This is a genomic window from Aminobacter anthyllidis, from assembly GCF_018555685.1.
GTDB classification, from domain to species: domain Bacteria; phylum Pseudomonadota; class Alphaproteobacteria; order Rhizobiales; family Rhizobiaceae; genus Aminobacter; species Aminobacter anthyllidis.
On sequence record NZ_JAFLWW010000004.1, the window covers coordinates 270,795 to 291,921 of the forward strand.

The 21,127-nt window shown below is 62.5% G+C and carries 23 protein-coding genes; 12 read left to right on the plus strand and 11 right to left on the minus strand.

Going from position 1 to position 21,127, the window contains the following annotated elements; all coding sequences use genetic code 11:
- Window positions 1-34: 34 nt before the first annotated feature.
- Window positions 35-1,609 carry an ABC transporter substrate-binding protein gene (locus J1C56_RS15145; protein WP_214390872.1) on the minus strand — a complete coding sequence of 525 codons (1,575 nt, stop codon included), beginning with the start codon at window positions 1,607-1,609 and terminating at the stop codon, window positions 35-37.
- A 226-nt stretch (window positions 1,610-1,835) separates the two neighbouring features.
- Here J1C56_RS15145 and J1C56_RS15150 point away from each other — a divergent pair, with 226 nt between their 5' ends.
- Window positions 1,836-2,456, plus strand: coding sequence for a helix-turn-helix domain-containing protein (locus J1C56_RS15150; RefSeq protein WP_214390874.1), 621 nt, complete (start codon window positions 1,836-1,838; stop codon window positions 2,454-2,456).
- A 3-nt stretch (window positions 2,457-2,459) separates the two neighbouring features.
- Here the strand turns inward: J1C56_RS15150 and J1C56_RS15155 are convergent, their stop codons facing one another.
- Window positions 2,460-3,491 (minus strand): trans-3-hydroxy-L-proline dehydratase, encoded by a 1,032-nt coding sequence (locus tag J1C56_RS15155; protein ID WP_214390883.1) that lies wholly within the window; start codon window positions 3,489-3,491, stop codon window positions 2,460-2,462.
- Window positions 3,492-3,734: 243 nt separating this feature from the next.
- Here J1C56_RS15155 and J1C56_RS15160 point away from each other — a divergent pair, with 243 nt between their 5' ends.
- Entirely contained in the window at window positions 3,735-4,409 is a 675-nt protein-coding gene (locus J1C56_RS15160) for a GntR family transcriptional regulator (protein WP_214390885.1), read from the plus strand.
- Between the two features lie 69 nt (window positions 4,410-4,478).
- Here J1C56_RS15160 and J1C56_RS15165 read toward each other — a convergent pair whose 3' ends face one another.
- Entirely contained in the window at window positions 4,479-4,949 is a 471-nt protein-coding gene (locus tag J1C56_RS15165; protein ID WP_420797395.1) for an Lrp/AsnC family transcriptional regulator, read from the minus strand.
- 108 nt (window positions 4,950-5,057) lie between these two features.
- On the opposite strand from J1C56_RS15165, the gene J1C56_RS15170 reads away from it, so the two are divergent.
- Together J1C56_RS15170 and J1C56_RS15175 are read left to right on the plus strand one after the other, a co-directional pair.
- A complete protein-coding gene (locus J1C56_RS15170) occupies window positions 5,058-6,539 on the plus strand; it encodes an aminotransferase class V-fold PLP-dependent enzyme (RefSeq protein ID WP_214390889.1) in 1,482 nt (493 codons plus the stop codon).
- 3 nt (window positions 6,540-6,542) lie between these two features.
- A complete protein-coding gene (locus tag J1C56_RS15175; protein WP_214390891.1) occupies window positions 6,543-7,421 on the plus strand; it encodes an MBL fold metallo-hydrolase in 879 nt (292 codons plus the stop codon).
- An 18-nt stretch (window positions 7,422-7,439) separates the two neighbouring features.
- Here the strand turns inward: J1C56_RS15175 and J1C56_RS15180 are convergent, their stop codons facing one another.
- The 5 genes from J1C56_RS15180 to J1C56_RS15200 form a co-directional block, all read right to left on the minus strand.
- Window positions 7,440-8,243 (minus strand): sulfite exporter TauE/SafE family protein, encoded by an 804-nt coding sequence (locus J1C56_RS15180; protein WP_214390893.1) that lies wholly within the window; start codon window positions 8,241-8,243, stop codon window positions 7,440-7,442.
- A gap of 112 nt (window positions 8,244-8,355) precedes the next feature.
- Entirely contained in the window at window positions 8,356-9,309 is a 954-nt protein-coding gene (locus J1C56_RS15185) for a sugar ABC transporter substrate-binding protein (protein WP_214390895.1), read from the minus strand.
- 334 nt (window positions 9,310-9,643) lie between these two features.
- Window positions 9,644-10,294 (minus strand): GntR family transcriptional regulator, encoded by a 651-nt coding sequence (locus tag J1C56_RS15190; RefSeq protein ID WP_214390897.1) that lies wholly within the window; start codon window positions 10,292-10,294, stop codon window positions 9,644-9,646.
- 81 nt (window positions 10,295-10,375) lie between these two features.
- Entirely contained in the window at window positions 10,376-11,311 is a 936-nt protein-coding gene (locus J1C56_RS15195; RefSeq protein WP_214390899.1) for a 2-hydroxyacid dehydrogenase, read from the minus strand.
- 103 nt (window positions 11,312-11,414) lie between these two features.
- Window positions 11,415-11,819 carry a VOC family protein gene (locus J1C56_RS15200; protein WP_214390900.1) on the minus strand — a complete coding sequence of 135 codons (405 nt, stop codon included), beginning with the start codon at window positions 11,817-11,819 and terminating at the stop codon, window positions 11,415-11,417.
- Between the two features lie 196 nt (window positions 11,820-12,015).
- On the opposite strand from J1C56_RS15200, the gene J1C56_RS15205 reads away from it, so the two are divergent.
- The 3 genes from J1C56_RS15205 to J1C56_RS33645 all read left to right on the plus strand — a co-directional run bounded on the left by J1C56_RS15205 (window position 12,016) and on the right by J1C56_RS33645 (window position 14,291).
- Window positions 12,016-12,972 carry an alpha/beta hydrolase gene (locus J1C56_RS15205; RefSeq protein WP_214390902.1) on the plus strand — a complete coding sequence of 319 codons (957 nt, stop codon included), beginning with the start codon at window positions 12,016-12,018 and terminating at the stop codon, window positions 12,970-12,972.
- Between the two features lie 5 nt (window positions 12,973-12,977).
- The gene (locus J1C56_RS15210) at window positions 12,978-13,892 is read left to right on the plus strand and encodes a dihydrodipicolinate synthase family protein (protein WP_214390904.1); all 915 of its coding nucleotides are present in this window, start codon (window positions 12,978-12,980) and stop codon (window positions 13,890-13,892) included.
- Between the two features lie 273 nt (window positions 13,893-14,165).
- The gene (locus tag J1C56_RS33645; protein ID WP_420797404.1) at window positions 14,166-14,291 is read left to right on the plus strand and encodes a RidA family protein; all 126 of its coding nucleotides are present in this window, start codon (window positions 14,166-14,168) and stop codon (window positions 14,289-14,291) included.
- 90 nt (window positions 14,292-14,381) lie between these two features.
- Here the strand turns inward: J1C56_RS33645 and J1C56_RS15220 are convergent, their stop codons facing one another.
- Both J1C56_RS15220 and J1C56_RS15225 read right to left on the minus strand, forming a co-directional pair.
- Window positions 14,382-14,993 (minus strand): malonic semialdehyde reductase, encoded by a 612-nt coding sequence (locus tag J1C56_RS15220; protein ID WP_246591404.1) that lies wholly within the window; start codon window positions 14,991-14,993, stop codon window positions 14,382-14,384.
- Window positions 14,993-15,802, minus strand: a complete 810-nt coding sequence (locus J1C56_RS15225; RefSeq protein WP_214390908.1) for a glutathione S-transferase family protein — start codon at window positions 15,800-15,802, stop codon at window positions 14,993-14,995. Before J1C56_RS15225 ends, J1C56_RS15220 begins: the two co-directional genes overlap by 1 nt.
- A 129-nt stretch (window positions 15,803-15,931) precedes the next feature.
- Between J1C56_RS15225 and J1C56_RS15230 the strand changes: the two genes are divergently transcribed.
- The 5 genes from J1C56_RS15230 to J1C56_RS15250 all read left to right on the plus strand — a co-directional run bounded on the left by J1C56_RS15230 (window position 15,932) and on the right by J1C56_RS15250 (window position 20,132).
- Window positions 15,932-16,843: a fumarylacetoacetate hydrolase family protein gene (locus tag J1C56_RS15230; protein ID WP_338001446.1), complete on the plus strand. Its 912-nt coding sequence runs from the start codon at window positions 15,932-15,934 to the stop codon at window positions 16,841-16,843.
- Between the two features lie 45 nt (window positions 16,844-16,888).
- Window positions 16,889-17,887 (plus strand): ABC transporter substrate-binding protein, encoded by a 999-nt coding sequence (locus J1C56_RS15235; RefSeq protein ID WP_214390912.1) that lies wholly within the window; start codon window positions 16,889-16,891, stop codon window positions 17,885-17,887.
- Window positions 17,888-17,913: 26 nt separating this feature from the next.
- Window positions 17,914-18,456, plus strand: a complete 543-nt coding sequence (locus J1C56_RS15240; protein WP_214390914.1) for a VOC family protein — start codon at window positions 17,914-17,916, stop codon at window positions 18,454-18,456.
- A 72-nt stretch (window positions 18,457-18,528) separates the two neighbouring features.
- A complete protein-coding gene (locus tag J1C56_RS15245; protein WP_214390916.1) occupies window positions 18,529-19,293 on the plus strand; it encodes an ABC transporter permease in 765 nt (254 codons plus the stop codon).
- 38 nt (window positions 19,294-19,331) lie between these two features.
- On the plus strand, window positions 19,332-20,132 hold the full coding sequence (locus J1C56_RS15250; protein ID WP_214390918.1) for an ABC transporter ATP-binding protein: 801 nt from the start codon (window positions 19,332-19,334) through the stop codon (window positions 20,130-20,132).
- 110 nt (window positions 20,133-20,242) lie between these two features.
- Here J1C56_RS15250 and J1C56_RS15255 read toward each other — a convergent pair whose 3' ends face one another.
- Window positions 20,243-21,127 carry a DMT family transporter gene (locus J1C56_RS15255; RefSeq protein ID WP_338001461.1) on the minus strand — a complete coding sequence of 295 codons (885 nt, stop codon included), beginning with the start codon at window positions 21,125-21,127 and terminating at the stop codon, window positions 20,243-20,245.

Genomic DNA, 21,127 nt, shown 5'->3' on the forward strand with positions numbered 1-21,127 from the left:
CTCTGCCGCCCGGCATCCACCGGTCATCTTGGGATCACTTGGCGCGCCATGCTGCCGAGAAGTCGTTGGCGCCGAGTGGTGTCTGGACATAGTCCTCAATCGACTTCGATACGGCGACGGCGAAGGGTGTTTCATAGAGGAAGAGCAGCGGCGCGTTTTCGGCGTAGATTTCCTGCATGCGCTTGTACTCGTCCTTGCGCTTGGCTTGGTCGACCTCGGAGTTCGAAGCCTCGAACAGCGTGTTGAACTCCGCGTTGTTCCAGCCGGTGCCGACGGCCTGGCGCTGCTTGTAATAGCCGAGCCAGCCGGTCACCTGCGCCGGGTCGTTGACGTCGTTGGCCCAGCCATAGGTGTGGATGTCGAACTCGCCGGAACGGTTTTTGGCGCCGCGTGTCGGGTTGTCGACCTGCTCTACCTTCAGGTTGACGCCGAGAGGCGCCCACATCTGCTGCAGGGCGGTGAATAGCGTCGCATCGTCCGCGCTGCCGGCAAGCGTGGTGAAGGTGATGTCGAGGCCGCCATCGATGCCGGCTTCGGCGAGCAGCTGCTTGGCTTTTTCCGGATTGTAGGGGTAGAGCGGCTCCGGCCCGTAATGCAGCTGGGTTGCCGCCGACATCAGCGAGGTCATCGGCTTGCCGGTGTCGAAGGTCACCAGCTTGATCAGCATGTTCTTGTCGGTGGCGTAGTTCAGCGCCTGGCGCACCTTGATGTCGGCGAGCGGGTTCTTCGAGCCGTCCTTGCGGGTGTCGCGGGTGTTGATCGGCGCGTAGATGATGCGGGTCGAGGGGAACAGCTCCATCTTGAGGTTGGCGTCGCCGCGCAACTCGCCGACACGGGCGAACGGAATGAACTCGGCGACATCCACTTCGCCGGCCTGCAGCTTGAGGATGCGGGTGGCGTCATCGGGGATGACGACGAAATCGACCTCGTCGAGATAAGGCAGCGACTTGCCGTCTTTACCTTGGCGCCAGTAGTTCGGATTGCGGGCAAAGCTCATGCTTGAACCCGCAACGCGGCTCTTCATGGTGAAGGGCCCTGAGGTCACCGGGTTGTTGTCGAAATAGGCCTTGGCCTTTTCCTGGTCGTTGGCGCCCGCGGCCTTTTCGAAGGCGACCTTGGACACGATGCCGGTGTTGAAGGTGGCGAGGATCGAGGGGATGGTCGGATCGGGCTGCTTCAACGACAATGTGATCTTGCCGCCCTCGGCCGTTACTTTCTCGACCGAGCCGAGCAGGCCGGCCCACGGGCCATCGGGGTTGCGGGCGCGGTCGAGCGAAAACACCACGTCGTCGCCGGTGATCGCCGAGCCATCGGAGAATTTCAGGCCATCGCGCAGCTTGAGCGAGATCGACTTGCCGTCGCCGGAGACCTCGTAGCTCTCCGCAAGGCCGGGCTCGATCGAGCCATCCGCGCCGTTGCGCAGCAGCGTTTCATACAGGCTGGTGATCATCCACAGATCGGGATTGCGGTCAGCCCAGACCGGATCGATCACGGCCGAGTCGTCGTAACGGGCGAAGCTCATGGCACCGCCGCGCTCGATCGCCAATGCGGATGTCGCGGCACTCAATCCCAGCGCTGCACCCAGCAAGAACGGCAACAAACGTTTCATGTTTTCTCTCCTCTTGGCCTGCCGGCTTGAGCCGGCGCTACGCCTCGGCGACTAGTTTGGATATTTTATCCAATTTTCCCGGACATTTTTCTTTGCGTCCGTATTGCCGCGAAGGCATTGTGCAGTTCCCCATCAAAAGCGGGTCAGGCTTGGTGATGCCCTTGCGCAACCAACTTTAGCTGGACTAAAGTTCATCGAAATAATGAAGTCAAGCGGAAACACATTGATGGCTCTCGATATCGATGCTGCGGGCGCGGCCAACGCGGACGCATCGCATCCGGACCTGCCTGCCGCCATCTCGCTCGGCCAGATGCTGCGCGCGCGCCGCAAGCTGATCGGCAAGACGATGAAGCAGGTGGCCGCCGAGGCCGGCCTGACCGAAGGTTTCATCAGCCAGATCGAGCGTGGCATTTCCACACCGTCGCTGATCTCCCTCTACAACGTCGCCAACGCGCTTGGGACCAGCGTCGACACCTTCCTGTCGCAGCCGCCCGAGCATGCCCATTCGATGGTTTCGCATGCCGGCGAACGCCGCGGCTACAATGTCGAAACCAAGGAACGCGTCTACGAACTGCTCGAACGGGGCTTCCCGGGCGCCCAGCTCAATGGTTGCATCACCCACATGCCGCAGGGCTATGCCTCCGAGATCACGACCCATCAGGGCGAGGACTTTCTCTATCTGATTGAGGGCGAGATGCTCTACGAGATCGACGGCAAGGAGTATCTGCTCAAGGCCGGCGACACGCTGCATTTCCCCGCCTCGCTGCCCCATCGCGCCCGCAACGTAGGCCCAGGACCGGCACGCGAGCTCTGGGTCGGCACCACGCGCATCATCTCCGAGACCTGACCGCTACTGCTTGCGCGGCCAGGTGTCGGCGAGCCTGTAGCCCGCCGGCCAGGGATCGTCGGGGTCGAGCATCACCTGGTGCGTGCCGGTGATCCACGCCCGCCCGGAGATTTCCGGAATGATTGCCGGCCGTCCCGCGACAGTGGTTTCGCCAAGGATACGGCAGTCAAAGGTCGAATCGATGATCGAATGGCCGCTGAAGCGCTGGCCAACCTTCATCAGCCCACGCGCATGGAGCACCGCCATGCGCGCCGAACATCCGGTGCCGGTCGGCGAGCGGTCGAGCTTGGCCGGCTGGATCACCACCGTGTTGCGGCCATGCAGGATGCCGTCCCTTTCCTCGACCGGAAGGGTCAGCTGGCAAAAGGAGATATGATCCCATTCGGAGTTCTCGGGATGCGAGAAGCCGAGCTGTTCATTGGCGGCGCGGGTGATCCTGATGCCGGTTTCGGCAAGCTCGCGCGCCTCGTCCGGCGTGACGGAAAACCCCAACGCGCGCGCATCGGCGATTACGAAGCTGTCGCCGCCATAGGCGGTGTCGACCGTCAGCGTAGCCAGGCCCTCGACTTCCAGTTTTGCATCCAGCTTGTCGGCAAAGGACGGGACATTGGTCACCGCGATCCGCTCGGCCTTGCCATTGCGGCAGGTTGCCACGACATCGACCAGGCCGCCGGGCGCTTCAAGTACAAAGCGCGTCTCGGGCTCCTGCATCGGCACGATGCCGCTATCCAGCAGCACGGTCGAAACGCAGATCGAGTTGGAACCCGACATTGGCGGCGTGTCTTCCGGTTCCATGATGATGAAGCCCATCGCCGCGCGCGGGTCCTTCGGCGGCACCAGGAGGTTGATGTGGCGGAACACCCCGCCGCGCGGCTCGTTGAGCACGAAGTCGCGCAGGGCCTTGTCTTCAGCGATGAAGCGGCGCTGCTCCCACAGAGTCTTGCCGGGCGGCGGCGCGACGCCGCCGACGATGACGTCGCCGACCTCGCCCTCGGCGTGGCACGAAACGATGTGGATCACCTTGCTTGTGCGCATCCTTCGCCTCCTCGCGACTCGCCATACCCGCGCCAAGACCTTTGCCGGGGTTCGTCCTTGGCAAGCATTCCGACTCTCCTCGGGCCGCAATGCAAGCTTGGCATCCATAGAAAAGTCGGATCCAATATACAATCTGAAATATTTGATTGTATGGGAAGAGAAAGCTGGCATGTTGCCCCTCGCGCGCAATGCACCTATCACCTGAGGCTGGCCGTTCGCCGAAATCCCGCAAGGTTGACCTTCATGAAACTGGAAACCGTCGATATCAGGCAGGCCGCGTCGGCGGCCGATATCGTCTATGAGTCGCTGCGAAAGGCGATCATCGAAGGCGAACTCGCCGAAGGCGAAAATCTGAGGCAAGACCAGATCGCTTCGATGTTCAACACCAGCCGTATCCCGGTGCGCGAGGCGCTGTCGCGGCTCGAGCAGAACGGCCTGATCACCACCGAGCGCTACAAGGGCGCTGTGGTCGCCGGCCTGTCGATCGAAGAGATCGAGGAAATCTTCGAGTTCCGCGCTTTGGTAGAGGCGGAAGTCATCCGGCTTGCCGTGCCCAAGATGAACGCGAGGACGCTCGACATCGCCCGACGTCATTGCGAGGAGTTCGGCGGCGAGCCCAATTCGGCCAAATGGGGCGAGATCAACCGCAACTTCCACTACAGCCTCTACGAGGCGGCGCGGCGGCCCTATTACCTGCAGATAGTACGCGTCTCGCTCGACCGCATCGACCGCTATTTGCGCGCGCAACTGACGTTGACCGACGGCATGAACCGCGCCTGGCGCGAACACCAGGGCATCCTTGACGCCTGCATCGGCGGCGACGCCGACAGGGCCGCCGAACTCACCCGCGACCACATTCTTGGCGCCGGCCGCGCTCTGATTGTCTTCCTCGAGGAAACGCGCGCCCACGGCGACTGAGACGTCGAGCAAGTCGCCTTTGGTTCCGGCGGCTGCTAGACCATGCTCGACGTGCTGGCATGAGGCGGCTTACCGCAGGCGGGCCAGATCCGCGGCGCGGTTCTCGATGATCGCTTCCATGGAAAAGAAACCGGTCACCGTCGCCAGGTCGAAGTTGGTGATCAGCTTCTGGTAGAAGGCGTCGTAGCCGGACATGCCCCTGGTCACTACCTTGATCAGATAGTCCCAGTCGCCGCCGATACGGTAGAAGTCGGTCACTTCGGGCATGCGTTCGACATGCTTGCGAAAATTGTCCGCCCATTCCTTGGAGTGGTGGCGGGTGCGGATCATTACGAACACCGTCAGGTCGTAGCCGAGTGCCGCAAGGTCGATGTCGGCATGGGTGCCGCGGATCAAGCCGGTGGCGTTGAGTCGCTGCAGGCGGCGCCAGCAGGCGTTTTGCGAAAGCCCGACACGCTCGGCCAGATCGCGCTGCGAGATCGCGCCGTCCTTTTGCAGGCACGCAAGAATCTTGTGGTCGATTTCGTCGATTTTTTCCATTGCCCCGATCATATGACCCAAGTCTGCGCCAAAGTCGCGCGAAAATGATAAGGTTTCACCTGCCGCATCCGATTAGAATCGCCACCTGTTGGTTGCGGGAGAGATTCGATGAAGACCGAGCGCTGCGAAAAGCCTGGCGGCACCGGCTTGCTGGACAAGTTCAAGCAATGCCTCGCCGTCCGCGACGTGGTCGCCGAGCTGAGAAGCGGTCTCGTCGGCAAGGACGCCAAGGTCGACGGGCCGTTCGGGCCAAAAGCCATGGTCTATGCCGACTATGTCGCTTCCGGTCGCGCGCTGATGCAGATCGAGCGCTTCGTCCTCGAAGAGGTCTTGCCCTACTACGCCAACAGCCACACCGAAGCTTCCTACTGCGGCGGCATGATGACCCGCCTGCGCCGCGAGGCGCGTGCGGCGATCGCCGAATGCTGCGGCGCGAGCGCCGCGCATGCGGTCATCTTCGCCGGGTCGGGCGCGACAGCCGGTATCAACCGGCTGGTGAAGCTCCTGGGCGTCAGCGATGCCGTTGCCGCCGGCAAGCAGGTCCGTGTCATCATCGGACCCTATGAGCATCATTCCAACATCCTGCCCTGGCGCGAAAGCGGGGCGGAGGTGATCGAGATCGCCGAATGCGCTGCCGGTGGGCCTGATCTCGCCGCACTGGACGAAGTTCTGCAATGGGAGGCCGACCTCACCGTTTGCGCGTTTTCGGCTGCCTCCAACGTCACCGGCATCATCACCGACGTCGCTGCCGTTACCAGGCAGGTCAAGGCGACGGGCGCGAAGATGGTCTGGGACTATGCCGGTGCCGGACCCTACATGCCGATTGCAATGTCACCCGCAGCCGGTGCCGACATAGATGCCGTGGTGATCTCGCCGCACAAGTTCCTCGGCGGGCCCGGCGCTTCGGGCGTGCTGATCGTCCGCCGCGACGCGGTCACGACTGACAAGCCTTCATGGCCCGGCGGTGGCACCGTCAAGTTCGTCTCGCCCTCCGGCCACGACTACAGCGCCAGCCTGGAAGCGCGGGAAGAGGCGGGCACGCCCAATGTGGTCGGCGATATTCGTGCTGCTCTTGCCTTCCTGGTCAAGGAAGCACTCGGCGCGGACGCAATGCAGGCTCGCAACGCCGAGCTGACGAGCCGCGCCATGTCGGCCTGGAACGGCGCCGAGAACATCGAGCTGCTCGGTGCCTTGTTACCGCAAAGGCTGCCGATCTTTTCGTTCCGCGTGAAGAACGGCAAGGGCGGTTATGTCCACCAGCAACTGGTCACCCGAATGCTCAGCGACCGCTTCGGCATCCAGGCGCGCGGCGGCTGCGCTTGCGCAGGCCCCTATGTCCATCGCCTGCTGTCGATCGGCGAGGCGGAATCGCAGCGCATGCGCGAGGCGATCCTCGCCGGCGACGAGATCAGCAAGCCGGGCTTTGTCAGGCTCAATTTCAGTGTGCTGTTGCCGGAAGAGAAAGTGCAGTTCATCCTCGATGCAGTCCTGAAGCTGGCTTCAGACGCGGTGCAGTATCAGGAGCGCTACGACTTCGATGCCAGCCGTGCGATCTTCTATCCGCGCGCTGCCGAAATGGCGGAGGCTTGAGAGATGGCAAGACCCGATGTCGCGGCCTTTTTCGATCCACGCACCTGGTCGGTGCAGTATGTCGTTTCCGACCCGCGAACCCGAAAGTGCGCGATCATCGATCCGGTCCTCGACTTCGACGAGAAATCGGGTGCTACCGCAACCGTGAACGCCGACAAGCTGCTGGACCATGTCCGCGAGCATGATCTGGAGATCCAGTGGATCCTCGACACACATCCGCACGCCGACCACTTCTCGGCAGCGTCCTATCTGAAGGCGAAGACCGGTGCGCCGACGGCGATCGGGGCGCGCATCGTCGACGTGCAGAAACTGTGGGCCAGCATCTACAACTGGCCTGAACTCCGCACCGACGGCTCGCAATGGGACCGCCTTTTTGACAAGGGCGACACCTTCGAGATCGGCGACATCAGGACGGGCGTGATGTTCTCGCCCGGCCATACGCTGGCATCCGTCACCTATGTCGTCGGCGATTCTGCCTTTGTCCACGACACCGTCTTCATGCCGGACAGTGGCACGGCGCGCACGGATTTCCCCGGTGGCAGTGCCAATGCGTTGTGGTCGACGATCCAGGATATCATGGCGCTGCCTGCCGACACCCGCATTTTCGTCGGCCATGATTACCAGCCTGGCGGCCGCGCACCGCTCTGGGAGAGCACCGTCGCCGCCCAGAAAAGCCAGAACATCCACCTGACGCGTTATGAGCGGCAGGAAGACTTCGTGGCGTTTCGCAATGAACGCGACAGCACCTTGCCGATGCCCAAGCTGATCCTGCATGCGCTGCAGATCAACATCAATGGTGGCAGGCTTCCCGAGCCCGAAGCCAACGGCCAGCGCTATCTCAAGTTCCCGCTCAATGCGCTCGACGGTGCCGCCTGGGGCTGAAGTCCCGGTGGTGGAGCCTCAGTCAAGCAACGACCAGGCAAACTGGGTAGCCACGAGCAGCAAGAAGATGCCGAACGAGATCTCGAGTGCGCGCTTGGGTGCGGCGTGGGCGATCTTCGCACCGACTGGCGCGGTCAAGATCGAGATCGGCATGATGAGCGCCACGGCCATCAGGTTGACGTATCCAAAAGACAGCGGCGGCAGCTCAGGCCGCTGCCAGCCGGCAATCACCAGGCCGATCACGGCAGGGATCGAGATCAGCACGCCGACGCCCGACGAGGTTGCCACCGCGCGCTTGATCGGCTGATTATGCAACATCATGAAGGTGTTGTTCATGATGCCGCCGCCGATGCCCATCAGGGTCGAGAAGAAGCCGATCAGCAGGCCGTAGGCTGAACGCGCTGGCTGACCCGGCAGGTCGGAGGCGACGATCCAGCCCGGCCGGTTGAGCAGCATCTTGATGCCGACGACGGTGGCGATGACGGTGAATATCCATTTGAGGCTCGCGCCCGAAATGACAGCCGCGACGGCCGAGGCGAGAACCGCGCCGACCGGCAGGACGAAGGCCCAGCTTTTCAGCAGCGACATGTCGACCGCGCCGTGCTTGCGGTGAGCCATGAAGGAGCGGATCGAGGTCGGCACGACGATGCCGAGCGAGGTCGCGACCGCAAGATGCATGCGAATGCTCTCGTCGACGTCCATTACCGCGAGCGCCTGCACCAGGACAGGTACCAGGATGGCGCCACCGCCGATGCCGAACAGGCCGGCGAGGATACCGGCAATCGCGCCGGAGACGAGAAGGGCAATGGCAAGCATCAGCATAGGGAGTGCACTTTTCTCACGCGTGAAAGATGAGGGGAACCCGGGCGTGCCTGGATTCCCCCTCGACAAAGTTGGCCAAAGGCGTCGTCTTGAAGCGACGCCTGAGTGGCGACTACGGCTGGTAGTCGGCCGGCGCGATGATCTTGGAGAAGTCGTAGGTGGCGACCTTTTCCTTTGTCACCAGCAGTGCCGGTGCCTCGATGCGACCGAGCACCTTGCCGCCTTCGATGGCAGCGACGGCTTCGCGCACGGAGTCACGACCCATCGAGACGGCCGGCTGCAGCGAGGCGCAGGTCAGCGTGCCGTTCTGCAAGGCCGCACGGGCATCGTCGTTGAGATTGGACGTCGAGACCTTGAACTTTCCTGCCGCACCGGCGGCATCCAAGGTCTTGAGCGACTCGACGGCCATGGTGTCGGCGGCCGTGAACATGCCGTGCATGCCAGGATAGGCCTTGGCCCATTCGGCCGCCGCCACGCCCGCGTCCTTGGTCCCGCCAGCCTTTTCGGCGACTATCTTGATGTCGGGAAAGTCGGCTTCCATGGTGTTCTTGAAACCGGTGACGCGCAGCTTGGCCCAGATCTCGTCAGGGCCGGCAAACAGGCCGACCTCTCCCTTGCCGCCGATCGCGCGACCGAGGCAGATGCCCTGCAGACGGCCCATGCCGATGTTGTCGGCACCGACGAAGGAGGTCAGGCGGTCGGATTTCGGCGGAACCGAAAGCGCGATCACCGGGATGCCCTTGTCGATGGCTTCTTCAACTGCCGGGCCGACGGCCGCTGCGTCTGCCGCGCCGATGATGATGGCGGCCACCTTCTTGTCGATGAAGCTGCGGATCTGTTCGATCTGCAGCTCAGCCTTGTCCTTGGCGTCGCCCTTGATGATGGTGTAGCCGCGTTCCTTGCTGGCGGTCTCGACGCCATAAAGCCCGGCCTTCCAGAACGGTGAGGCAAAATAGGGGACCGTGACGCCGATAGTCTTTTGTGAGTCCGCCAGTGTGGGGGTAGCCAGCGCACTCGTCGCCGCCAGCGCCAGTGCCAATGTCATATACCGTGCATTCTTGCCCATGATTTCTCCTCCAGAATTCGGGTCGTGAATTTCGCTGGGGCGTTTATACGCGCCGGCGACGTCAGGTATCGATACCAGTATGCAATACCACAATAGTGTATGCACAGATGATAGCAAGAATGCAAATGATGGAATGTGCACATTTTGACAAGTCGCAGGGCGGGGCTGTCGCTGTGATCCGCGGGGTAGCTGACAGGCGTAAAGGTGAGTAGCGCTGGCCTGACCGAGCGTGGCCCTGCGACAGCTCTGCAAGCCTGTCTAGGTCGCACAAAATTGACCCGGCCAGCGATCAGCCGGCCCAGCCAGACATGTCGGACGGAATGGCGGATTCGGTCTACTGGCTTGCGGCAGCCACGAAACGGCGCATCACGCCGGCGCTGAGGCGGGCATTGTGTTCGGAGAGCGCGGCATAGGCCCCGGCTGCGTCATTGGCGCGGATGGCGTCAACGATCTTCTGGTGTTCGTCCAGCGACTGCTGCAGCCGGACATCGGCGGGGCCGGCCTGATGCTGGCGGAAAGGTGCGAGGCGCACGCGCAACTCAACCGCCATGGTGGCGATGGTGACATTGTGGGCGCCACGGCAGATGGCGTCGTGGAACTTACGATTGATCTCGCGGCAGCCGTCGAGATCCTGGTTGCCGACGCATTCGGTGTATTGCCGGTGCAGTTCGTAGAGCTGCTCACGCTCCATTGCGGTCATGCGCTGGGCCGCCAGCCGGGCGCATGACGCCTCGATCTCGCACTCCGCCTCCAGCATGTCCGCCATCTGCTCGACGTCGATGCGGGCGACGACGCCGCCGCGCCGCGGGTTCATCTCGATCAGGCCACGGGCGCCAAGCTCGCGCAGGGCTTCGCGGACCGGGGTGCGCGACACGCCGAACTTTTCAGCGATGACCTTTTCCTCGAGCTTCTGCCCGGGAGCCATGACGCCCTTGGCGATCTCTTCCGCCAGGGCGTGATAGATCTGAGAGGCGATCGTCGTCATGCGCGCAGCTTTCCAGTCTTCACGACAAATAGCGAGCTGCCCCCACGGCAAACCCAAACCGATTTAGTGACAGCCTTGGATTTATGCAAGTTGAGCCGTCAGCGGTCGGCCTTCGTGGCACGCCCGAAGGTTGTGCAGCAGCACGTCGATCTGCGCTTCTTCGGATGTCGGCGAACGTCCTGCCATATGCGGGGTCAGCACGACATTGTCCAGGTCGCGCAGCCCCTCGGGCAGGTTCGGTTCGCCCTCAAACACGTCGAGGCCGGCACCGGCGATGGTGTTTTGCTTGAGTGCCACCACCAGAGCTTCGGTGTCGACGACCATGCCGCGCGAAACGTTGATGGCAAAGCCCTCCGGGCCAAGCGCGTCGAGTACGGCCTTGCCGACCAGATGGCGAGTGGCGGGGCCACCTGGGCAAGCGACGATGAGGAAATCGCTGTCTCGGGCGAGCGAGACCGCGTCGGCATGGTGCTGCCACGGCACCTCGGCCACCTTGTTGCGGGTGGTGTAGGCGATGCTCATGCCGAATGCCTCGCCGCGCTTGGCGATGGCCTTGCCGATATTGCCGAGGCCGATGATGCCAAGCCTTGCACGTGACAGGGTCGGGCGGGCGGAGCGTATCGCTCCCCAGGCGCCCTGGCGCAGGGCCCGGTCGCGCACGCAGATGTCGCGCGCCACCGCAAGCATCAGCGCCATGGCATGGTCGGCAACCGTTTCCATATTGGTGTTGGGTGCGTGGGTGACATGCACGCCGCGTCGTTTCGCGGCTTCGATGTCGACATTCTCGTAGCCGGCACCGTAGGCGCAGGCGAGCTTCAACTTCGGCAGCCGCGCCATCTCGGCGTCGGACAGGCCGGTGCTGCCATTGGTGACGACGGCCCAGATGTCGTCGAGGGCAATGTCGGGTGATCCGCCGCCCAGTCCATTGGGCAGCGTGATCACGTCGTACGAGCTGGACAGGCGCGACAGGCAATTGTCGGACACCGATATCGTGACCGCGATCTTTGGTTGCGCCATCTCACATGCTCCAGTCGTTTTATGCTCACCGCCTCCCAAGATTGGCGGTGCAGTTCAGGTCCGGCGCCGGGTGCTAGTGTTCCCGCCGCATGGTCGAGCCTGATCAGGCAGGATTGACGTTCTTGACCGCGCCCTTCCAGCCATTTTCGGTGACGTCGAAGACGATGCCTTCGGGCGTCTTATACTTGACCTCGTAGAACACGTTCGGGTTGGCCTCCTTGCGCCCGGTCATGTACGAGCCGCCGGCAGCCTGTACCAGCGCATCGGTCTCTTCGACCGAATCGACCCACATGCCGAAATGGATGAGGCCGTTGTAGTCCTTCTCGGTTTCGAAGCCCGGAACCGGCTCTTCGCCGAAGTTCAACAGGGCAACATTCATGATGCCGTCGGTCATGTAGACGCCGCGCATCGCCTGGCCGGCGCGGGTCATGCCGAAAGCCTTTTCAAAGAACTGTGCCGCCGCTTCCGGATCGGAGACGGCAATCGCGAGATGGCGCAACTTTGCCATTTGGTTTCCTTTCGTCGTTGATGGCGGAACGCAAAACGCCCCGCAACACAAACATAAACCAGTCTGTGTATGCAAATAGTAATCTGTGTATGCAAATCTGTTGTCAAGTGTGATTCCGGGTGTTATCCAGCACCCATTGAGGACGGCGGGGCGATTGGCCCGCTGGTCCTCCCAAAACAGATTTGAGGCAGCAGCGATGCGTTTTGCGGGACTTTCCGCCGCCGACCGGGCGCGGCTGGATGCCGTCGGCAAGGTCTGGAACGACGACCTCGGTGCGAGCCGGCAGGTGGTGCTCGACGTCTACCGCCTGCACCACAAGGAGAAGGCCGCGAGCGACAGCATCGTCGTCCATCGCGACATCGCCTATGGCGCTGATCCGGCCCATCGCCTCGACGTCTTCGAAAGCAGCAGCCGTTGCGCCTCGGGCCGGGGCAGGCCCGTTGTTGTCTTCGTTCATGGCGGCGCGTTCACGCGCGGCTCGAAGAGCAGCGACGGTCTCATCTACGACAACGTGCTGCGCTGGTTCAGCCGCCAGGGCCTGGTTGGCGTCAATGTCGAGTATCGGCTGGCGCCTGGCGCGCAGTACCCGGAGGGCGCGCGCGACGTTGCGGCCGCGATCGACTGGATCGCCGCCAACATTGAGCGTTTTGGTGGCGCTCCGCGTTCGATCCTGCTGATTGGCCATTCGGCCGGCGGCTGCCATGTCGCCAGCTATCTCTATGATCCCAATGTCGGGCGGTTGCCATCCAAGGACGTCAAAGGAGCGGTGCTGATCAGCGCCCGGCTCAGGGCCGACAGCCTGCCCGACAACCCCAACGCCAACAATGTTCGTCAGTATTTCGGCGACGATGAAGCGGCCTATGAGGCGGTGTCGCCGGTCATCCATGGGGGGTCAACCAGGCTTCCGGTGCTCGTCGCCGTAGCCGAGTTCGAGAACCGCTACATCGACGCCTATGGCGCTGAATTCGTCCAGCGGCATGCGATGCGCACCGGCAAGGCGCCGCGCTTCGTCCAGATGAGCCGCCACAACCACACATCCATCGTCGCGCATTTCGATACGCACGAAGAGGAACTGGGGCATGAGATCATGCGCTTCGCCATCGACGAATGCGGTCTCTTTCCCTGCGGACTGTCCTGTCAAAAGCGAAAGTGAGATCCATGCATCAGGAGCTTCTCTCCGTCTACGCCCCCGTGCTGACACCGTTCAATGCGGATCTTTCCGTCAATTCGCAGCGGTTCCTGCGCCATTGCCGCTGGGTCGTTGAGCAGGGCGCAGGCCTTGCGGTCTTCGGCACCAATAGTGAGGCAGCCTCGCTGTCGCTGGTGGAAAAGCGTCGCCTGCTCGACGAGGTCGTTGCTTCAGGCATCCCCGGCTCGGCGCTGATGCCTGGCACGGGCGCCAACTCGCTCGAGGAAACGGTCGAACTTAGCCGCGCTGCTGTCGACGCCGGTGCGCCTGCAGTGCTGGTGCTACCGCCCTTCTTCTTCAAGCCGGCATCGACCGAAGGGCTGATCCGTCACTATGGCCACCTGATCGAGGCCGTCGGTTCCGACAAGCTGTCGGTGGTGCTCTATCACATCCCGCAATTCACCGGTGTGCCGATCACCGTCGAGCTGATCGGCGGCCTGCGCCGTCGCTTTCCGAATGTCGTGGGCATCAAGGATAGCTCCGGCGATCGCGAAAACCTTGCCCGCTACCTCGAGGTCGGCGACGGCTTCAAGGTTTTCCCGGCTTCGGAGATTCTGCTCGGCGAGACGATCGCCAAGGGATCGGTGGGCTGCATTTCTGCGACGGCCAATGTCAATGCCAGGGGCATGGTCGGGGCCGTCGCAAACGCGTCGGAACTTGAAACGGAGAAGGCTTTCGCCGACGCCGTGAGAGTGCGCACGCTGTTCCAAAAGTTCCCGATGATCCAGGCGATGAAGTCGCTGATCGCCCGCGAACTTGGTGCGGCCGAATGGCGGACGGTACGCGCCCCGCTTGTTGAACTCGACGAGGCAGCCGAGCAGAATTTCCTGGCGGCCGTCGACGAACTTGGTTTCGAGCCCTGGGCGCTGGAGAAGGCGGCGTGAGCGCTGCTGCCGCTGAAAGGCCGAAGCCGCTCGCCAACTATCCGTCCCTGCGCGAGGCCGGCGGGCTGCTGTTCCTGTCGGGCGTCAGCGCCCGGCAGAAGGACGGCACGATCGCTGGTGTCATCAGGCAATCCGGCGAAGCAAACTACGACGTCGCCGCGCAACTGAGGGCGATCATCGCCAACATCACGGAGTCGTTGCAATCGGTGGGTGGCACGCTGGCCGATCTCGTCGACGTCAATCTTTGTCACCGACATGGCCTACTACCCGGCGATGAATGGCGAGTACAACAAGTGGTTTGGGCCAGACGGTCCGGCCCGCACCACCGTCGGCGTCAGCCAGCTTCCGCATCCTGACATGGTGATCGAACTCAAGGTCGTCGCCCGCCGGCCGGACTGATTTACTTCAGGACTTTTCCAGCCAGCGAGTTGTTGCATCCATAGCCTAGCCCCCCGGCTTAGCCGGGGGCATTTTTCATTCAGTCAGGCATCAGAGCACGGTGCATGCCTCGGCAAATGGCAGGCGCGGGTGGCGAGGGAACAGCTTGGCCGGGTCGCCATGGCCGATGCCGCATATGAAGTTCGCCTTGAGGGCGGTTCCGGCGAAGAAGATCTCGTCGGTGGTGGCGCGGTTGAAGCCGGAGATCGGGCCGCAGTCCAGGCCAAGCCCGCGCGCCGCCAGCATGTAGTAGGCCGCCTGCAGCGTCGCATTGCGGAATGCGGTGTCGTCGACGATGTGCGGGTTGCGCTCGAAATGGCCTTTGCCGTCGGTGTGTGGGAACAGGTACGGCATCTTTTCAGCGAAGGCGTAGTCGGTGGCGAAGATGGCGACCACCGGGCAGGTCACGATCTTGGAAACGTTGCCCGGGGCGAGCGCCGGCTTCAGCCGTTCGCGTGCCACCGCCGTCGTCAGGTAGACAATGCGTAGCGGCGAACAATTCATGCTCGTCGGGCCCATCCTGGCGATGTCGTGGATGCGTTCGAGCAAGGCGAGGTCGACCGGCCGGTCGAGCCAGCCATTCTGGCTGCGGGCGTCGAAGAACAGCCGGTCGAGCATGGCTTGTCCGTTGTCCAGCACATCGATCTGCATAGCGTGGTCCATCAAAGCGGTTCCATTTCTGTCGTGGTGTTGTGGCCGAGCGCCTCGGCGAGCAATCCGGCAACGAGGCCGATGTCGACGAGCGGATCGGGGCGTGTTTTGTCCGGGCCCTGGGCGATTGCGAAAGCAGATCGCATGCGGATGCGCGTGGCCCATTTGGCGGCGAGGGGGAACGGCGTGAGCAGCCCTTCCATCGCCAGCCTGTCGAGCCTGTCGACGAATGCCGCCATCGCTACGTCGGCGAGTGAGAAGTTGTCCGACGCCAGCCAGGTGGTGGAGGTGAGTGCCGTCTCCATCCTCTCCAGCACCGTGCGGAAAGTCCGGACCGAGGCGAGCACTGCGGCGCGATCGAAAGGCGCGTTGGCTGCGGCCAGATAGGCGTCCCGTCTTGCGGGAAGGGGATGGCGGGCCATCAGTTCAACGAAATCGCCACGGTCTAGCCTGATCACGCGCGCCTTGAGAATGAGATTGAACGTCGGCGGCCGGACGGCCGGGTGCACAACCTCGTCCTCGTAACGCGTCCAGCTTCGCGCGCGTGCGCGTTCTTCCAGGGTGGCCGGCAGCAGCGCTCCGCTGGCGATGTCGTCGAGCAGTTCGTTGATGTCGGACGATTCGTCGAAGACGTTCCCGTTCCAGCGCAACGCCGGCACCAGCCCCTTGGGGTTCAGCGCGAGATAGGCGGCGTCGAGGTTTTCGAACCTGGAGAGGTCGACACGGTGCGAGGTCCAGGGGAGGCCGAGTTCGGCAAGGCACATGCGGACTTTGAACGACTGGATCGATCCCCATTCGTGAAAAAGCTCGATCGCAGACATTGTTGGAAATCTCGCGCCTCGTGTGCACCTTATGCTTGACATGAATACACAGATACGAAAATGTATGCAAGAAGATGACGAACAGCATGAAAGGAGCAGCCGGTGGTTTGGCATGCGCTAGGACAACGAGTGATCAGGGACGAGGTTCGGCCCGTATTGGTAACGGAGCAGGGCGTCTATGATCTTGAGCTGATTGCTCGCCTTGCGGGGAAGAACGCAGCCCTCTGGGAGAAGTGGATTGCCGGCGGTGTCGGCGCGATGCTGGATCGATGGACCGATGTCGAGCCGGCTTTGGCTGGGCTTGCCGCCAATGTCGTCGAGGCCGGCCCCAAATATGAGCCGCTTGGCACGGGGACGAAGCTCTGCGCGCCCTATCGCCCGGTGCGGATTTTCGCTACCGCGTCCAACTATGTTGAGCACGCACAGGAGATGGGAACGGTGCTGGCGTCAAAGGCCGAGAGCCAGCCATATGTCTTCATGAAGGCGGACTCTTCGATCATTGGCCCTGACGAGGCGATCATCCTGCCACAGCGCGCCGAAAAGGTCGATTGGGAGGTCGAGCTGGCGGCGGTCATCGGCATCGGCGGCCGTGACATCCCGGTCGAAAAGGCACTGGACCATGTCGCTGCCTACACGGTGATCAATGACATCACCTCGCGCGATCTGACGCGCCGCAGCGACTTTCCTTTCAAGTTCGACTGGTTCCGCGGCAAGAGCTTCGACACCTTCGCGCCGCTCGGGCCATGGCTTGTGCCGGCCGATTGCGTTGGCGACCCGCAAAACCTGCGCCTGACGCTCGACGTCAACGGCACACGCAAGCAAGACGACAGCACCGGGTCGATGATCTTTTCCGTCGCCGAACAGATTTCCTATCTGTCGTCGATCCTGACGCTGAGGCCGGGCGACCTGATCGCCACCGGCACGCCCGACGGTGTCGGCATGGGGACCGGCGAGTTCCTGAACTGTGGCGATGTCGTCACGGCGGCGGTCGAAAAGGTCGGCGCCATCACCAACCCGATCCGGGGTAGTCAGATCACATAAGAACTACCTAATATACCAACAACGACCAACACTGAGGAGGACAGTATGGCATTCGATTTTGGAAAGACGCTGCGTGGTTTTGCGCTGGCAGGCGTTCTCGCCTCGATGGCGACAGCCGCATCGGCTGCGGAAAGCATTTCGTTCAATATGTCGTGGCTGCCACAAGGGAGCGTGGGAGGCGTTCTCGTGGCCAAGGCCAAGGGCTTTTACGACGAGGCCGGTCTCGACGTGACTGTCTACCAGGGCTATGGCGGCCAGCGAACCGTCAACGAGATCGACCAGGGCCTGTTCGACATCGGTTACGGTGACCCGGTCAGCGTCATTCTCAACCGCGCCAATGGTGGCAAGGCCGTGTTCGTCGGCTCGATCAACACCGTCTGGCCGGGCGCCTTGTGCTACCTCCAGAAAGAAGGCGCAGCCGAACCGAAGCTCGCCGATTTCAGCGGCAAGTCGGTCGGTGGCGGCGCCACCTCGCCGGTACAGAACATCGTTCCGACCTGGCTCGAACAGAACGGCTTGCCGAAAGAACACCTCAAGCTTCTGCGTATGAATCCGGCTGTCATCACTTCGGCCTTCCTCGAAGGACAGGTCGACCTCGCCGAGTGCTGGGAAGGCGCCAGCCTGCCGATCCTGACCGAAAACGCCAAGGAGACGGGCAAGAAGATCGGCATGATCAAGTATCGCGACTTCGGCCTCGACATGTATGGCAGCGGCTTCGTCACCACCGAGGCGATGCTGGCCGAGAAGCCCGAGGTCGTGGATAAGTTCCTCGATGCGTCTTATCGCGGCTACGAATATATTGCGCAGCACCCCGAGGAAGCAGCCGACCTGATCGTCAAGCAGTATCCGACGTTGAAGACGAGCGTGGTGCTTGAGCAAATCAAGCAGATCAACACGCTGGTCCGAGACGCGCAGGCGGAAAACAAGGACCTGGGTTTTGTCCGTGCCGACCGCATGGAAAAGACGATGGGCTTCGTGCGTGACGCCTTCGTTCTCGACGACACCATCAAGACCGACGACCTGTATCGCAACATCAGTCGCTAAGGCTGGCTCAGCCCTGGATGAGGCACATGAAGAAGAAGATCAATGTCAGGAAGCTGGGCCACATGGTCCTGATGGTCCGCGACATCAAGAAGTCCGTCGAGTTCTACACAAGCGTCGTTGGACTGGAGGTTTCGGACTGGATCGAGGACAAGATGGTGTTCCTGCGTGCGGGAAGCGACCACCACGATCTCGCTTTGTCGCAGATACCGGAGGACTCGCCCGATCGCGACGATCTGCCGAAATATTCGCGGCCCGGTCTCGAACATTTCTCCTATCTGGTCGACAGCCTGGAAGACATGGAAGCTGCGGCCGAGATGCTGCAGCAGCGCGGTGTGGAGATTGTCCGCGGCATCGGCAAGCATGGGCCGGGAGCCAACTGCTTCCTCGTGTTCAAGGATCCCGACGGCAATAACTGCGAGATCTATTGCGACATGATCCAGGTGACAGAGGACAGCCCGCATACGCCGCAGGTGTGGGAACGCAACATCGATGCGTTCGACCAGTGGCACTTCAAGCGCTTCGTCGTGCCGCCACCCCATCAGGTGGTGAAGGACAAGCAGGGCAAATGACCTGCAGGGGCGTCGGCCACCAGCCGGCGCCCATTCACCACGGATGCCAACAATTGCTCTTCGGAGGCCTCTATGTCAGGCGTTAGTTCACGACTTGCCGCCTATGTCCAAGTCATTTCGTTTTTCGGTGCGTTTCTGCTCTTCTGGGAGTATGGCGTCCGTTACTTCGAAGTAAAAAGCTACATTCTGCCCCCCATCTCGTCGATCGCCGTCGCGGTCTGGGAATCCAAGGACCAAATTTTCGAGCATTCGATGTACACGCTCGGCGAGGTGCTGATCGGCTTCACCGCCGCCGTCATCGTCGGCGTTCTGCTCGGCATGATCGTCTACGTCTCGCCCTTCGCCCAGCGCACCATTTATCCGCTGGTCACTGCCTTGCAGACGACGCCCAAGAGCGCGCTTGCGCCGCTGATGATCGTCTGGTTCGGCTACGGCTTCATCTCCAAGGTGGCGATGGCGTTCCTGTTCGCCTTCTTCCCGATCGTCGTGGCGACACTCGGCGGTTTCGCCGGTACGTCGAAGAACCTCGAGGAGCACTTCCGCGCGCTGAATGCAGGGCCATGGCGGACCTTCACCACGCTGCGGCTGCCAAGCGCGCTGCCGAGCTTCATCGACGGCTGCCGCGTTGCCATGCCGCTTGCCATGATTGGCGCGATCATCGGCGAACTGGTCGGCTCGGATCGCGGCCTCGGCAACCTGATCATGCTGGGCACGGCGTCGTCGCGCACCGATCTGGTGTTCGGCTGCATCATCGTCATTACGCTGATCTCGCTGGTGCTCTATGCCCTGATCGAATTCGCGGCCAAGTCCGTCTGGTGGCGGGGTATCCAGGTATGAACGTTGCATTTCGGGAGGAAAACATGTCGGCGACGGCCATGAAACACGAGCCCCATCCGGGCCAGGAACGGCCGGTCGCTGACGCTGCTGCCATCCACATCGAAGCCAAGGGTCTGAACAAGGCTTTCGGCAAGGTCAAGGCGCTCGAAGACATCAACTTCGGCATCAGGAACCAGGAGTTCGTTTCGGTCCTCGGGCCGAGCGGCTGCGGCAAGAGCACGCTCTTGCGCATCGTCGCCGGCCTGATCCCCTACGAGTCCGGCATCGCCACCATCAAGGGCGAGAAGGTGCTGACGCCGCGGCCAGACATTGGCGTCGTGTTCCAGACCAACAACATGCTGCCGTGGCTGACCGTGCGCGGTAATGTCGAGCTCGGCGCGCGCATCCGCAACATGCCGGCTGCCGCGCGCGACAGCGCCGTCGACAAGATCCTCGAAGTAATGTCGTTGACCAAGTTCGCCGATGCCCATCCGCACCAGCTGTCGGGTGGCATGCGTCAGCGCGCCTCGATCGGCCAGGCGCTGGTGCTCGATCCGCCGATCCTGCTGATGGACGAGCCCTTCGGCGCACTCGATGCGCTGACCCGCGACAAGCTCAATGTCGAGCTGCTGCGCATCTGGCAGGAGCATCGCAAGACCGTGATGCTGATCACCCACAGCATCGCCGAGGCGGTGTTTTTGTCGGACCGGGTGCTGGTCATGGCCGACCGGCCCGGCAAGATCATCGAGGAAGTGGTTATCGACTTGCCGCGACCGCGCAACGCCGCAGCAACGCGCGCAATGCCGAAATTCGGCGAATATGTCGCCTATCTCGGCAAGGTGATGGGCGTCACCAGCTGATTTCGTCCGATCTCGGCTACGCCTCCGCTTGGGGGCAAAGACCGGTGATTTGGGAAGCTTGGTGATCGCCGGCTTATGGTGATCACCAAGCCAAACAGTCAGGTCTGCCGTTATTTCCTGTTGGCGCGGCGTTCGAGATAGGCAGTGGTCTGCAACGCGGCGAGGACAACGACCGCGCCGATGACGATGCGCTGGTCGGGCACTTCGTCGAAGAAGGCATAGCCGGCAGCCGTCGTCACGACGATCGAGAGATAGCCGATGGGGGCGAGCACGCTGGCGTCGGCGAGGCGATAGGCACGCAGGAAGCAGTATTGCCCGGCCTGCGCCAGAAGCCCGATGCCGAGCAGGGGCACCCAGTCGAACATCTTGACCGGCTGCCAGACGAAGATGGCGGGAACAGCGGTGATGACCGCGAGGCCGACGGTGTAGAACACCATCATCACGGTGGTGTTTTCATCGCGCAGCATGCGCGTCTGGATGATGGCGAGCGAGCCGAAGACGACCGTGGCGAACACGGCGAGCAGGCCGAGGTTCCATTCGACACCGCCGGGCGCCAGCATGACGAGCACGCCGGCAAAGGCAAAGGCAGCACCCACCCAGCGCAGCCGCGACACCGTCTCGCCGAGAAAGGCGACGGCCATGGCCATGGTGACGAGCGGCCTGGAAAAGCTCAGCGCATTGACCACCGCCAGCGGCAGCAGCGTGTAGGCCATGAACTGGCTGGTCAGCGCAATCGCGTTGCAGCTGATGCGCGAGATGTTCTGCCAGGGATGCTTGGTGTGGCGGATGTGGTGACGATGGCGCCAGATCAGCGGCAGGATGAACAGCAGGCCGATCATCGCCCGGATGAAGACGAGCTGGAACGCCGGATAGATCAGCCCTTGCGCCTTGACGAGCGCCGTCATGCCGCCGGAGACCAGCAGCATGTCGGCGAGCACCCAGACCACGCCCTCGCGATTGGCCTTGTGACGCTCGTCCCCCGCCTCGGGCGTCAC

What these genes read in the sequence shown, in the direction of transcription:
- J1C56_RS15145 (WP_214390872.1), bottom strand. Translation starts at nt 1,609, where the DNA reads ATGAAACGTTTGTTGCCGTTCTTGCTGGGTGCAGCGCTGGGATTGAGT.
- J1C56_RS15150 (WP_214390874.1), top strand. Translation starts at nt 1,836, where the DNA reads ATGGCTCTCGATATCGATGCTGCGGGCGCGGCCAACGCGGACGCATCG.
- J1C56_RS15155 (WP_214390883.1), bottom strand. Translation starts at nt 3,491, where the DNA reads ATGCGCACAAGCAAGGTGATCCACATCGTTTCGTGCCACGCCGAGGGC.
- J1C56_RS15160 (WP_214390885.1), top strand. Translation starts at nt 3,735, where the DNA reads ATGAAACTGGAAACCGTCGATATCAGGCAGGCCGCGTCGGCGGCCGAT.
- J1C56_RS15165 (WP_420797395.1), bottom strand. Translation starts at nt 4,949, where the DNA reads ATGGAAAAAATCGACGAAATCGACCACAAGATTCTTGCGTGCCTGCAA.
- J1C56_RS15170 (WP_214390889.1), top strand. Translation starts at nt 5,058, where the DNA reads ATGAAGACCGAGCGCTGCGAAAAGCCTGGCGGCACCGGCTTGCTGGAC.
- J1C56_RS15175 (WP_214390891.1), top strand. Translation starts at nt 6,543, where the DNA reads ATGGCAAGACCCGATGTCGCGGCCTTTTTCGATCCACGCACCTGGTCG.
- J1C56_RS15180 (WP_214390893.1), bottom strand. Translation starts at nt 8,243, where the DNA reads ATGCTGATGCTTGCCATTGCCCTTCTCGTCTCCGGCGCGATTGCCGGT.
- J1C56_RS15185 (WP_214390895.1), bottom strand. Translation starts at nt 9,309, where the DNA reads ATGGGCAAGAATGCACGGTATATGACATTGGCACTGGCGCTGGCGGCG.
- J1C56_RS15190 (WP_214390897.1), bottom strand. Translation starts at nt 10,294, where the DNA reads ATGACGACGATCGCCTCTCAGATCTATCACGCCCTGGCGGAAGAGATC.
- J1C56_RS15195 (WP_214390899.1), bottom strand. Translation starts at nt 11,311, where the DNA reads ATGGCGCAACCAAAGATCGCGGTCACGATATCGGTGTCCGACAATTGC.
- J1C56_RS15200 (WP_214390900.1), bottom strand. Translation starts at nt 11,819, where the DNA reads ATGGCAAAGTTGCGCCATCTCGCGATTGCCGTCTCCGATCCGGAAGCG.
- J1C56_RS15205 (WP_214390902.1), top strand. Translation starts at nt 12,016, where the DNA reads ATGCGTTTTGCGGGACTTTCCGCCGCCGACCGGGCGCGGCTGGATGCC.
- J1C56_RS15210 (WP_214390904.1), top strand. Translation starts at nt 12,978, where the DNA reads ATGCATCAGGAGCTTCTCTCCGTCTACGCCCCCGTGCTGACACCGTTC.
- J1C56_RS33645 (WP_420797404.1), top strand. Translation starts at nt 14,166, where the DNA reads ATGAATGGCGAGTACAACAAGTGGTTTGGGCCAGACGGTCCGGCCCGC.
- J1C56_RS15220 (WP_246591404.1), bottom strand. Translation starts at nt 14,993, where the DNA reads ATGGACCACGCTATGCAGATCGATGTGCTGGACAACGGACAAGCCATG.
- J1C56_RS15225 (WP_214390908.1), bottom strand. Translation starts at nt 15,802, where the DNA reads ATGTCTGCGATCGAGCTTTTTCACGAATGGGGATCGATCCAGTCGTTC.
- J1C56_RS15235 (WP_214390912.1), top strand. Translation starts at nt 16,889, where the DNA reads ATGGCATTCGATTTTGGAAAGACGCTGCGTGGTTTTGCGCTGGCAGGC.
- J1C56_RS15240 (WP_214390914.1), top strand. Translation starts at nt 17,914, where the DNA reads ATGAAGAAGAAGATCAATGTCAGGAAGCTGGGCCACATGGTCCTGATG.
- J1C56_RS15245 (WP_214390916.1), top strand. Translation starts at nt 18,529, where the DNA reads ATGTCAGGCGTTAGTTCACGACTTGCCGCCTATGTCCAAGTCATTTCG.
- J1C56_RS15250 (WP_214390918.1), top strand. Translation starts at nt 19,332, where the DNA reads ATGAAACACGAGCCCCATCCGGGCCAGGAACGGCCGGTCGCTGACGCT.